We start from the raw sequence: 13,354 nt of genomic DNA on the forward strand, positions 1-13,354 counted from the left end.
TTATTTTTCTGATTTCGCACAATTCGTTCAGGTTCGAAAATAAAAAAAATCCCATCCATTAAAATAGTTAAAAAAATCGGTTAATACCACTATAGCGATATATATCACTAATTTTAATCCTATTAAAAGAATGCAGCATGGGAATTCTGGCTGCACCATAGTGATACAGTTCACATAAAAACACTGCACCATAACAATGCAAACAGTCGAAAAACACTATAAAAACTTTTAAAATCATGATGATACATGAAAATCACTAATGAAACATTTGTTACCTTATCAATTTGACCTTACTCATAATTCCCGATAAGTTGGAATTCAACTGGTAGCTATCTGTGCGGAAAGTAGTACTCCCGCCTAATTTTAAGTAATTAAACGTTCTCTGTGGCATCACCATTTTGGTCGATCAACGCCGTTAGGGTTAACGCGAATTTACTCTCCTAACCATTATCCTAGCCCATGCAGCATTACATGTAGCAAAGTGCTGGAAGAAAAGGGCCGCAGAGCCCGCGGAGGTTGACTCAATGTTGTATGATAAATCCTTTGAAAAGGATAACTGTGGCTTCGGACTTATTGCCCATATAGAAGGCGAACCCAGCCACAAGGTTGTCAGAACAGCGATCCATGGTCTCGCTCGTATGCAACACCGCGGTGCAATTCTTGCGGATGGTAAAACGGGTGATGGTTGTGGGCTACTGCTACAAAAACCAGACCGCTTCTTTAGATATATTGCCGAAACACAAGGGTGGAGCCTGGCGCGCAACTATAGCGTTGGGATGCTATTCCTGAATAACGACCCAGAAAAAGCAGCAATTTCACGTAAAATCATCGAAGAAGAAGTCCTACGTGAAACACTTTCGGTTGTGGGATGGCGTGAAGTCCCTATTAACCGTGATGTACTCGGCGAAGTCGCCCTCTCTTCTCTTCCCGTTATTGAGCAAATATTCATTAATGCTCCTGCAGGATGGCGTCCACGCGATATGGAACGCCGTCTATACATGGCACGCCGTCGTATCGAAAAACGTGTTGAAGCGCTAGAGGATGCTGAATTCTATATTTGTAGCTTCTCTAACCAAGTAAATATTTATAAAGGCTTGTGCATGCCTGCCGATTTACCGAGATTTTATCTCGATTTGGCTGACTTGCGTTTAGAATCGTCTATCTGCCTTTTCCACCAACGCTTCTCGACCAATACGGTTCCACGCTGGCCGCTGGCCCAACCTTTCCGTTATATGGCGCACAACGGTGAAATCAATACCATTGCGGGTAACCGTCAGTGGGCAAGGGCCCGTGCTTACAAATTTAATACGCCGCTGATCCCTGATTTACAGACGATTGCCCCATTTGTGAATGAAACAGGCTCTGATTCAAGCTCGATGGATAACATGCTGGAGCTATTCTTAAACGGCGGGATGGACTTGGTCCGTGCCATGCGTTTACTGGTTCCGCCAGCTTGGCAAAATAATCCTGATATGGATCCCGATTTACGCGCTTTCTTCGATTTCAACTCTATGCATATGGAGCCTTGGGATGGTCCGGCGGGGATTGTCATGTCCGATGGCCGTTATGCTGCCTGTAATCTAGACCGCAATGGATTACGCCCAGCACGCTACGTCATCACTAAAGATAAGTTAATCACCTGTGCCTCTGAAGTGGGAATTTGGGACTATCAACCCGATGAAGTGGTTGAGAAAGGACGTGTAGGCCCCGGTGAGCTAATGGTTATTGATACCCGTAATGGACGTATTCTCCATTCGGCAGAGACCGATAATGACCTAAAAAGTCGCCATCCTTATAAAACATGGATGGAGAAAAACGTGAAACGCTTGGTACCTTTTGAGGAGCTTCCTGAAGACCAAGTGGGGAAACGCCAGCTTGACGATACTCAGCTCGCGACGTGCCACAAACAGTTCGGCTACAGCAGTGAAGAGCTGGATACCATCATTCGTGTACTCGGGGAGAACGGTCAAGAAGCGGTCGGATCAATGGGTGACGATACGCCCTTTGCCGTACTCAGTAGCCGCCCACGTATTATCTATGACTATTTCCGCCAGCAATTCGCTCAGGTGACTAACCCACCTATCGATCCTTTACGTGAAAATCATGTAATGTCGTTAGCGACCTGTATCGGGCAAGAGATGAATGTTTTCTGCGAGGCAGAAGGTCAAGCACACCGTGTGAGTTTTAAATCACCTATTTTGCTTTATTCAGATTTCTCACAGCTGACACATTTGGATACTCAGTACTACCGTGCCGATACAATCGATTGTACTTTTAATCCTGCTGAAGAGACGTTAGAAGCCGCTATCCATCGTTTGAACGACCAAGCAGAGAAGATGGTTCGCGACGGTACCGTATTACTTGTCTTATCAGACAGACACATTACCGCAGAAAGACTTCCCGTCCCGGCCCCCATGATCGTCGGTGCGGTGCAAGCCCGTTTGGTGGAAAAAAGCCTTCGTTGTGATGCCAACATCATTGTGGAAACGGCCTCGGCCCGCGACCCCCACCATTTTGCTGTGCTCTTAGGTTTTGGTGCAACCGCGATCTATCCATGGTTAGCCTATGAAACCTTAGCGAAAATGGCAGACAGTGGCGTCATTGACCACGATTATCGTAAAGCCATGTTGAACTACCGTAATGGTATTAACAAAGGCTTGTACAAAATCATGTCGAAGATGGGGATTTCTACTGTGGCCTCTTACCGTTGTTCGAAACTCTTCGAAGCGGTGGGACTGCATACTGATATTACAACGCTCTGCTTCCAAAACGTGACTAGCCGTATTGGCGGTGCGAATTTTAGCGACTTCGAACAAGACCTCGTAAACCTTTCTAAACGTGCATGGTTAGCCCGTAAGCCTCTCGACCAAGGTGGGTTACTGAAATATGTCCACGGCGGCGAGTACCACGCTTATAACCCGGATATTGTTAATAGCTTGCAGCGTGCGGTAGAAAGTGGTGATTACGCGGATTATCTCAACTATGCCCAGCATGTGAATAACCGCCCTGCTGCGACGCTACGCGATTTACTGGCGCTGAAGCCGAGCGAACAAGTTATCAAGATTGATGAGGTTGAACCGGCAACTGAGCTTTTCAAACGCTTCGATACGGCCGCGATGTCGATTGGTGCCCTAAGTCCAGAGGCCCATGAGGCGCTAGCTGAAGCCATGAACAGTATCGGTGGTTTCTCAAACTCTGGAGAGGGTGGCGAAGACCCTGCTCGCTACGGAACGAATAAAGTATCGCGCATTAAGCAAGTTGCTTCCGGACGCTTCGGTGTGACACCTGCATATCTGGTTAATGCTGATGTCATCCAAATTAAGGTTGCGCAAGGGGCTAAGCCAGGTGAAGGTGGACAACTGCCGGGCGATAAAGTAACGCCTTATATTGCAAGATTACGTTATTCCGTTCCGGGGGTCACCTTAATTTCACCTCCGCCACACCACGATATCTATTCGATTGAGGATTTAGCGCAGCTTATTTTTGACCTTAAACAGGTCAATCCTAAAGCGATGATCTCCGTTAAACTGGTATCCGAACCAGGCGTAGGAACTATCGCGACCGGGGTTGCAAAAGCCTACGCTGATTTGATCACCGTTGCAGGCTACGATGGCGGTACAGGGGCAAGCCCACTTACTTCAGTGAAATATGCCGGTTGCCCTTGGGAACTGGGCTTAGTCGAAACACAACAAGCACTGGTTGCCAACGGTTTGCGTCATAAAATTCGCCTTCAAATTGATGGGGGGCTAAAAACCGGTCTCGATATCATTAAGGCGGCGATTCTCGGTGCGGAGAGCTTTGGATTTGGTACCGGCCCGATGGTGGCCTTAGGCTGTAAATACCTGCGTATTTGCCACCTTAATAACTGTGCGACAGGTGTTGCAACGCAAGACGAGAAATTACGTAAGAATCATTACCACGGCCTTCCTTTTAAAGTAACGAATTACTTTGAATTTATTGCCCGTGAGACACGTGAAATCATGGCTTCTTTAGGGGTAAGTCGCCTCACGGACTTGATAGGGCGAACAGACCTATTGACCGCTTTAGAAGGTTTCACGGCAAAACAGCAAAAACTGAATCTGGGCTCATTACTCGAAACTGCTACTCCAGTTGCCGGAAAAGCTTTGTATTGCACAGAATCTAACCCGCCATTCGATAAAGGGACGCTGAATAAAGCGCTGTTGGAACAAGCGTTACCTTATATTGAAACAAAGCAAAGTAGGCATTTTTACTTCGATGTTAAAAATACTGATCGCTCTGTGGGCGCAACCTTATCCGGTGCAATCGCTCAACGCTACGGCGACCAAGGACTTGCAAGCGACCCTGTTCAGGTTCACTTGTCGGGTACAGCAGGTCAAAGTTTTGGCGTCTGGAATGCCGGTGGACTTGAAATGATCCTGACCGGTGATGCAAACGACTATGTTGGAAAAGGAATGGCGGGTGGTCTCTTGGCAATTCGCCCACCTATTGGTTCAGCCTTCCGTAGCCATGAAGCCACTATTGCGGGTAATACCTGTCTATATGGTGCAACAGGCGGCAAACTCTTCGCAGCGGGTCGTGCAGGAGAACGTTTTGCCGTGCGTAACTCTGGAGCCATTACTGTTGTAGAAGGAATTGGCGATAATGGCTGTGAATATATGACCGGAGGGGTTGTATGCGTGATTGGTCGCACTGGTGTCAATTTTGGTGCGGGAATGACCGGGGGCTTTGCCTACGTCCTGGATGAAGACGGTGAGTTCCGTAAACGTGTTAACAGCGAATTGGTCGAAGTATTAGACGTCGCTAGCCTACCTATTCACGAAGAGCATCTGCGAGGCTTAATTACCGAGCACGTACAATATACCCAATCAAGTCGTGGTGAAGAGATCCTCGCACAATGGTCTAACTGGTCAGAGAAATTCATGCTGATCAAACCTAAGTCGAGCGATGTGAAAGCACTGTTAGGACATCGCAGCCGGTCAGCGGCAGAATTACGAGTACAGGCGCAGTAAGGAGCGACAATGAGCCAAAATGTTTATCAATTTATTGACTTACAGCGCGTCGATCCTCCGAAGAAACCGCTGCAACTCCGTAAAATAGAATTTGTAGAAATCTACGAGCCCTTCTCTGAAGGGCAAGTCAAGGCGCAAGCCGACCGCTGTTTAGATTGCGGTAATCCTTATTGCGAATGGAAATGTCCGGTACACAACTACATTCCTAACTGGCTAAAGTTAGCGAATGAAGGGCGAATTATTGAGGCAGCAGAACTCTCTCATCAGACCAATAGCCTACCAGAGGTCTGCGGTCGTGTTTGTCCTCAGGATCGTCTCTGTGAAGGGTCGTGTACGCTCAATAACGATTTCGGTGCGGTGACCATTGGGAATATCGAACGCTATATTAACGATAAAGCGATGGAAATGGGCTGGCGCCCGGATATGTCGCAGGTTAAGTCGGTGAATAAGCGTGTAGCCGTCATCGGCGCCGGTCCTGCTGGGCTTGCTTGTGCCGACGTACTGACACGAAATGGTGTAAGCGTCACTGTCTTTGATCGCCATCCAGAAATTGGCGGGCTGCTAACCTTTGGGATCCCTTCTTTTAAACTTGAAAAAGACGTAATGATCAAACGTCGGGAACTGTTCGAAGGGATGGGGATTGAGTTTCGCCTAAACGTTGAAGTCGGCCAAGACATTACGATGCAAAGCCTAATTGATGAGTATGACTCGGTTTTCTTAGGGGTTGGGACTTATCAGTCAATGCGGGGTGGACTGAGTAATGAAGATGCCGAAGGTGTGTACGACGCCTTACCCTTCCTCATCGCCAATACTCGTAAAACCATGGGCTTCGAAGCGCTGGCTGAGCAGCCCTATTTAGATATGAGCGGTAAGCGCGTTGTCGTGCTGGGTGGGGGCGATACTGCGATGGACTGTGTCAGAACCTCAATTCGCCAAGGGGCAACCAACGTTATTTGTGCGTACCGCCGTGATGAGGCCAATATGCCAGGTTCACGCCGCGAAGTAAAAAATGCACGAGAAGAAGGCGTTGATTTTCAATTTAACTTACAACCTTTAGGTGTCGAGATTGACGGCAGCGGAAAAGTGATTGGGGTAAAAATGGTGCGTACCGAAATGGGCCCTGCTGATGCTGCTGGCCGCCAACAGGCGCAACCTGTTATAGGCTCAGAACATGTGATTGCAGCCGATGCCGTCATTCTAGCATTTGGATTCCGCCCACACAGCATGCCTTGGCTTGACGAGTTTAACGTTGAGTTCGATGCGACCGGACGAATTGTGGCGCCTGAGACGGCTGAAATTGCGTTCCAAACCAGCCATCCCAAAATTTTTGCGGGAGGCGACGCGGTAAGGGGCTCTGATTTAGTCGTGACCGCCATTGCGGAGGGCAGAAAAGCCGCAGAAGGTATTCTTGATTACCTTGAAGTGTAGAGAAAGAAAAAGAGCGCGAAAAGCGCTCTTTTTTTCTAGTCGATATTATTTAACGACACGTAGTGCGGGACGCCCACCTTTCGGCGGAGGAGTCTCATCATCATCACTATCAGTATGATCAGTCTCACCGTCACCATCAATGACTGACATTTTGGGCTCATGCGTCACATCAAGATCAACGTTAGCCTCAACATCATCATATTGCGGCTCTGGCTCGAACATAGTCCCAGCACCATTTTCCCGAGCATAAAGTGCCATCACTGCTGCCAGCGGAACGAACACTTGACGTGGAACTCCGCCAAAGCGAGCATTGAAACTGACAAATTCATTACCAAGTTCCAAGTTCCCCACTGCACGCGGTGCAATGTTAAGGACAATTTGCCCATCACGAGCAAATTCCAGTGGTACTTCCACACCGGGAAGATTGATATCAACCACTAAATGTGGCGTTAGCTCGTTATCTAACAACCAATCGTAGAATGCCCGCAGTAAATACGGGCGACGTGCCGTTAAATTTGTCATATCCATAGTATTCAGCCTCGATTAGAGACGCATTTCCCGCTCAGCTTCTGTCAAAGAAGCGAGGAACGAATCACGCTCAAAGACTCGATTCATATAGCCTTTAAGATCTTTGGAACCGGCTCCAGATAAATCAACGCCTAACGAAGGTAAACGCCATAACAATGGAGCAAGATAGCAATCGACTAGGCTGAACTCTTCACTTAAGAAATAAGGGGTACGTCCAAACAGAGGAGCGATCGCTAATAACTGCTCGCGTAATTGTTTACGTGCAGCATCTGCCTCTTCAGGGGAGCCTTGTTCAATCTGGAACAGTAAGGTATACCAATCTTGTTCAATACGATGCATCATCAAACGACTTTCACCGCGCGCAACAGGATAAACCGGCATTAATGGCGGGTGTGGAAAGCGCTCGTCCAAATATTCCATAATGATTTGTGATTGATATAACGTCAGCTCACGGTCCACTAAGGTTGGAACAGTGCAATACGGGTTTAGATCGATCAGATCTTGTGGAAGATTTGACTTATCCACCTGTTCAATTTCTACACTCACACCTTTCTCAGCCAGTACAATTCGCACTTGATGACTGTAGATATCAGTGGGTCCAGAAAACAGTGTCATTACCGAACGTTTGTTGGCAGCGACAGCCATGAAAACCTCCACATATACTTATAAGAGCTGCGATTAACCATCTCAATGACCGATGGCAGATGATAGACCATAAACTGCGCGATAGTTTACCAGAAATTGAAGCCTTTGTGGGCAACCTTTCTACTAAGCTGCGAATTTGAGGGATTTGAGCGGGTTTAGGAAAGAAAAAGTAACCATTATCGTCAATCAGGTATAGAGGATATGCTTTCTCGCGGGCAGTAATGCAATAAAAAACCCGCCGAAGCGGGTTTTTTCGTAAACACATCGCTGCAGAGCAGCCATGAATTAACGCTTAGAGAACTGTGGACGACGACGTGCTTTACGCAGACCGACTTTCTTACGTTCAACTTCACGCGCATCACGAGTAACAAAGCCCGCTTTACGTAGTTCAGAACGTAGAGATTCGTCATATTCCATCAGAGCGCGAGTGATACCGTGACGGATCGCTCCTGCTTGACCAGAAATACCACCACCTTTAACAGTGATGTACAGATCTAATTTACCAATCAAATCAACCAGTTCCAGAGGTTGACGCACGACCATGCGCGCAGTCTCACGACCGAAATATTGCTCTAAAGAGCGTTGGTTGATTACGATGTTTCCGCTACCCGGCTTGATAAAGACGCGTGCGGAAGAGCTTTTGCGGCGACCTGTGCCGTAGTTTTGAGTTTCAGCCATTGCCATTGATCCCGATTAAATGTCCAGAACTTGCGGTTGCTGTGCCGCATGGTTGTGCTCGTTGCCCGCGTAAACTTTCAGTTTACGGAACATTGCACGGCCCAGAGGGCCTTTCGGCAGCATGCCTTTTACCGCGGTTTCAATGACACGCTCAGGAGCACGAGCAATCATTTCTTCAAAGGTCGCTTGCTTGATACCACCGATGTGACCAGTGTGGCGATAGTAGATCTTGTCGCTACGTTTGTTACCTGTTACAGCAACTTTGTCAGCGTTAAGAACGATGATGTAATCACCAGTATCTACGTGCGGAGTGTATTCCGCTTTATGTTTACCACGCAGACGACGAGCCAGTTCAGTCGCTAAACGACCTAAGGTTTTGTCAGTTGCGTCAACAACATACCAGTCGCGTTTGACGGTTTCTGGTTTAGCTGTAAAAGTTTTCATCTAAAAGCTTACCCAAATATAAGTTACACGTTGGTGAAATCCCAAACGCTATTAACGGTTGAGGCTCACACGACCATTTTGCCAGTAAGCCTACCCCTTCGGATAGAACTACCGGAACACAAAGGTTTTTGGGAATAAAACCATTTGTTGTAACGTGGGGTCGCAAGATTATAAAGAAGTCGACTTCAAAAATCGACCTCTTTTATCATTAATTCGCAACTCCACGAATATTTCTGCCTTACGGCAAATGAGGAAGACGCAAATACTCTTCGCTTTGCATCTCCTGAAGACGAGATAGGCAACGTTGGTATTCAAATTTCAATTGATTACCTTGATAGATAGCTTCCAACGTCACTTCTGCAGAAACGACAAGTTTAACATGTCTTTCGTAGAATTCATCTACCATTGCAAGAAATCGACGCGCATGATCTTCAGTCTGCTGTGTTAACTGTGGGACATCTAACAATAATACCGTGTGAAATTGCTGAGAAAGCGCGATGTAATCGTGCTGACTACGGTTTTCCCCACATAGCACGCTAAAACGAATCGCAAGCACCCCTTCAGCAACATGTTCACTCTTCATCGCACGATGATTGATCTCGAGTACCGGTGAAGGAGCCTGAGCAAAATCACTTCCTGACAGGTTTTTAAATAATACGCTAATGGCTGTACGCGTTTCATCGTTGAGCGGCGATTTCCAGAGATGGGCGGCTGTCAGAGCGCGTAAACGGTAATCGACGCCAGCATCAACATTCATGGTTTGACAATGTGTTTTGATTTGTTCAATAGCGGGTAAAAATCGCGCTCGCTGCAGGCCATTACGATAGAGTTCATCAGGGGGAATGTTCGAGGTCGCGACTAACGTGATGCCTCGCTGAAATAAGGCTTCCATTAACGTTCCCAGTAACATCGCATCGGTAATATCCGATACAAAAAACTCATCAAAACACAACAGGTCAGTCTGTTCGCGAAAACGTTCGGCAATAATAAGCAGTGGATCACTATGGCCTTGGAGTTGGCTCAGTTCTTCATGGACGCGTAACATAAAGCGGTGGAAATGTAATCGTAACTTACGCTCGCCTGGAACAGACTGATAAAACATATCCATGATCCAGGTTTTACCACGCCCAACTCCTCCCCACATATACAAGCCTTGAACCGGTTGTTCGCTGCTCTCACTGCGCTGAAAAATTTTAGAAACGCGACCTAAAAATCCTTTTTTATCCGTCAATGTTGTGGCGGTTTGCTGGCGGGCAATTAACGCTTTTTGGATCTTATCAAGCTCCGTTACCGCGGCTTTTTGTACCTCATCGGGCTGGTAATCGCCCTGTTCAAGGGCTTGCTGGTAACGTGTCAGTGGAGAAATGGTTTGCATAGTGGGTACCGTTAAGCTAATCGAAGACGACAAACACAACATTGAAAACCGCTATACAGTACGCCAGGTTAACGCAGGATTCCACATCCTGAGCATTAACAGGTATAGTGAGGTAAACTATTTTCGACTAGCATCTCACTCGAAATGGGTAACTGCTTATCGTCATCCCCTTAGCACAACGGATATTATGGGAGTCATTATGACCTGGGAATATGGGCTTATCGGATTAATTGTCGGCGTAATCGTTGGGATTGTTATCACACGGTTTGGTAGCCGTAAACTCCGCGACCAGCACGCGCTACAGTACGAACTAGAAAAAACCAAAGACGAACTTAAAGAGTTAAAACAAGAACTAAATGGTCACTTTGTCCGTAGTGCTGAACTGCTTGAAAATATGTCTCAAAACTACCAAGAACTTTATCAACATATGTCTAGCACGACCAAAGAACTTCTGCCTGAGCAAGCTGCTCAGAGTAACCCGTTCATCTGGCAGCAAAGTGCAAAAAATGCTGAAACTGATAATGGGCTAGCTGAAATGCCGCGGGATTATTCTGAAAAGTCATCGGGCTTGCTAAGAAGTTCAACTACTGAAAAATAATTGTTGAGGGTCAATGATGAAAAAAAATCGTACACCCTTAGCGCTAGCGATAGCGCTAAGCATGAGTTTGGGGATGGCTTACCTCCCCGCTTCGTATGCGACGCTACCTGCACAAGTGGGCGATCAACCCTTACCTTCACTGGCGCCAATGCTTGCGAAAACACTGCCTTCGGTGGTGAGCGTCCAAGTCAGTGGTACCACGACGGAAAGCCAAGATCAGCAACTTCCTGAACCCTTAAAGCGTTTCCTTGGCCAAAATCCGCAGCAACAACAGCCAACACCGTTTCAAGGTTTAGGGTCAGGTGTCATCATTGACGCTAAAAACGGCTACATTCTCACTAATAACCACGTTATTAATGGTGCAGATAAAATTACGGTTCAGTTGGGTGATGGTAACGAATATCCCGCTAAACTGGTCGGTCATGATAGCCAAACTGATATCGCCCTTATTCAAGTTAAGAATGCTAAAAATTTAGTACAAATTAACATTGCTGATTCCGATGCATTACAAGTCGGCGATTTTGCCGTCGCTATCGGTAACCCTTACGGCCTTGGTCAAACAGCGACTTCCGGTATTATCTCCGCACTCGGACGCAGCGGCTTAAATATTGAAGGCTTAGAGAACTTCATTCAAACCGATGCGGCGATTAACCGCGGAAATTCAGGGGGCGCTTTGGTCAACCTGAAAGGTGAATTAGTAGGGATCAACACCGCTATCTTGGCAGCCAGTGGGGGTAATATTGGTATTGGCTTTGCCATCCCTTCCAATATGGCAATGAATCTTGCCCATCAGCTGATTAAGAACGGTAAAATTACCCGCGGCCAACTTGGCCTAAAAGGCACTGAGATGTCGTCGGATATGGCGAAAGCTTTCCACGTCGATGTACAGCGAGGAGCCTTTGTTGCTGAGGTATTACCAAATTCTGCCGCAGCCAAAGCGGGGATCAAAGCTGGAGATATCATTACCGGCTTGAACGGTAAACCTATCACTAGCTTCGCCGAGCTTCGCGTGAAAGTCGGTACCAGCGCACCTGGCGATAAAGTCATGTTGACCTTGCTGCGCGACGGTAAATCGATCAATGCCGAAGTCACTCTAGAGCAAAGCGCTCCCGAAACGACACCAACCACGATCGATTTGCCAGCACTTCAAGGTGCTGAGTTCAGCGATGGCATGACATTGAGTAAGGCGAAAGGCGTCAAGGTTGACAGCGTAACGCCGTCTAGTCCTGCTCAGCAAATCGGGTTACACACTGGCGATGTCATCACCGCGATTAACCGCCAACGGGTCGATTCTGTCGATGCGATGAGTAAAATCTTAGCGACTAAACCGCCAGTCATCGCGATGAGTGTGATGCGCGGTAAAGATAACCTCTTTTTACTTCTTCGTTAGCCCAGATAAGGGTAGGTACAGAGGTGCGTACCTACTCTTCTCATGCTATTCTGCAGCAACCTCTCCCTTGGCAACTAAATTAGCATGTTATTTAAACTACTTCGTTCAGCGCTTATCGGCCTTATTGTCGCCATAATTTTACTGCTTGGTATGCATTTATTGCGTAACGGTGGTGCACTGTTTTCGAATAATGAAGCACCTGCTAATACTCAAGAATCGGTATTTAGTTTCAGCCAAGGAGTGCGCCGCGCCGCGCCAGCGGTGGTAAATGTTTATAATCGTAACTCACAAACTCAAGGTAAAAGAGATTTCACTACCTTAGGGTCGGGTGTGATCATGAACCAACGCGGCTATATTTTGACAAATCGCCACGTTATTAGTAATGCCGACCAGATTATCGTAGCCTTACAAGATGGGCGCTTTTACGAAGCAACCTTGGTCGGTTCTGATGCGATGACCGATCTGGCAGTACTTAAAATCTCTGCACCTAGCCTCCCTATTATTCCCATTAATAACGAACGTAATCCGCATATTGGTGATGTGGTGATGGCGATAGGTAACCCCTATAATCTCGGTCAGACAGTGACTCAAGGTATTATTAGCGCCACCGGCCGTGTTGGTTTGAGTTCTTCTGGACGTCAAAACTTCCTACAAACTGATGCCTCAATCAACCAAGGTAACTCTGGAGGAGCGTTGATAAACTCATTAGGCGAACTAATGGGGATCAATACCCTAACCTTTGATAAGAGTAATGATGGCGAAACACCTGAAGGTATTGGCTTTGCCATTCCAACGCCGTTGGCAATTAAGATTATGAATAAACTTATTCGCGATGGTCGAGTCATCCGCGGCTTTATCGGAATTACTGGCAGAGAAATTCCTCCAATGCATGAACAGGGGAATAACTATGAAAAATTGCAAGGCATCATTGTCACTAAAGTCACTGGCCCCGCTGAACTAGCGGGCATTAAAGCCAACGATCTGCTACTGAGTGTGAATAATAAGCCCGCTGTTTCCGCTCAAGAGACCATGGATCAGGTAGCAGAAATTCGTCCTGGTTCAGTGATTGACGTACAAATTCTCAGACAAGGTCAGAAAAAAAACCTACCCGTTACTATTCAAGAGTTTCCCCAAGATAGTAACTAGTCCCCTTCCTCAGTAATCGCGTTTTTATGAATAATAAATCGGTTTATTGAGGGGGGGTTATTAATTCCTTACCGCATTATCAAGTGTAAAGTAATGTTGGATAGTCATATTCAACTCAATGTTGAACTATA

At 46.8% G+C, this 13,354-nt stretch carries 10 protein-coding genes; 5 read left to right on the top strand and 5 right to left on the bottom strand.

Features of this window, described 5'->3' with window-relative positions; all coding sequences use genetic code 11:
• Positions 1-524 precede the first annotated feature (524 nt).
• Positions 525-4,991 (top strand): glutamate synthase large subunit, encoded by a 4,467-nt coding sequence (gene gltB / locus QJR74_RS13435; RefSeq protein ID WP_304372299.1) that lies wholly within the window; start codon positions 525-527, stop codon positions 4,989-4,991.
• A gap of 9 nt (positions 4,992-5,000) precedes the next feature.
• Positions 5,001-6,419: an FAD-dependent oxidoreductase gene (locus tag QJR74_RS13440; RefSeq protein ID WP_304372300.1), complete on the top strand. Its 1,419-nt coding sequence runs from the start codon at positions 5,001-5,003 to the stop codon at positions 6,417-6,419.
• Between the two features lie 45 nt (positions 6,420-6,464).
• Here the strand turns inward: QJR74_RS13440 and sspB are convergent, their stop codons facing one another.
• The 5 genes from sspB to zapE form a co-directional block, all read right to left on the bottom strand.
• The gene (gene sspB / locus QJR74_RS13445) at positions 6,465-6,947 is read right to left on the bottom strand and encodes a ClpXP protease specificity-enhancing factor (RefSeq protein WP_304372301.1); all 483 of its coding nucleotides are present in this window, start codon (positions 6,945-6,947) and stop codon (positions 6,465-6,467) included.
• 15 nt (positions 6,948-6,962) lie between these two features.
• Positions 6,963-7,592: a stringent starvation protein SspA gene (gene sspA, locus QJR74_RS13450; protein WP_304372302.1), complete on the bottom strand. Its 630-nt coding sequence runs from the start codon at positions 7,590-7,592 to the stop codon at positions 6,963-6,965.
• Positions 7,593-7,877: 285 nt separating this feature from the next.
• Positions 7,878-8,270, bottom strand: coding sequence for a 30S ribosomal protein S9 (gene rpsI / locus QJR74_RS13455; protein WP_048911352.1), 393 nt, complete (start codon positions 8,268-8,270; stop codon positions 7,878-7,880).
• 15 nt (positions 8,271-8,285) lie between these two features.
• Positions 8,286-8,714 carry a 50S ribosomal protein L13 gene (rplM, locus tag QJR74_RS13460; protein WP_048911351.1) on the bottom strand — a complete coding sequence of 143 codons (429 nt, stop codon included), beginning with the start codon at positions 8,712-8,714 and terminating at the stop codon, positions 8,286-8,288.
• A gap of 238 nt (positions 8,715-8,952) precedes the next feature.
• Entirely contained in the window at positions 8,953-10,089 is a 1,137-nt protein-coding gene (gene zapE, locus QJR74_RS13465; protein ID WP_304372303.1) for a cell division protein ZapE, read from the bottom strand.
• 199 nt (positions 10,090-10,288) lie between these two features.
• Between zapE and zapG the strand changes: the two genes are divergently transcribed.
• The 3 genes from zapG (at position 10,289) to degS (ending at position 13,223) form a co-directional block, all read left to right on the top strand.
• Positions 10,289-10,687 carry a Z-ring associated protein ZapG gene (zapG, locus tag QJR74_RS13470; protein ID WP_304372304.1) on the top strand — a complete coding sequence of 133 codons (399 nt, stop codon included), beginning with the start codon at positions 10,289-10,291 and terminating at the stop codon, positions 10,685-10,687.
• 16 nt (positions 10,688-10,703) lie between these two features.
• A complete protein-coding gene (locus tag QJR74_RS13475) occupies positions 10,704-12,077 on the top strand; it encodes a Do family serine endopeptidase (RefSeq protein WP_304372305.1) in 1,374 nt (457 codons plus the stop codon).
• A gap of 84 nt (positions 12,078-12,161) precedes the next feature.
• Positions 12,162-13,223 (top strand): outer membrane-stress sensor serine endopeptidase DegS, encoded by a 1,062-nt coding sequence (gene degS / locus QJR74_RS13480; RefSeq protein ID WP_304372306.1) that lies wholly within the window; start codon positions 12,162-12,164, stop codon positions 13,221-13,223.
• The last annotated feature ends 131 nt before the right edge of the window (positions 13,224-13,354 follow it).

Source organism: Tatumella ptyseos (assembly GCF_030552895.1).
In the GTDB taxonomy this organism is placed as follows: domain Bacteria; phylum Pseudomonadota; class Gammaproteobacteria; order Enterobacterales; family Enterobacteriaceae; genus Rosenbergiella; species Rosenbergiella ptyseos_A.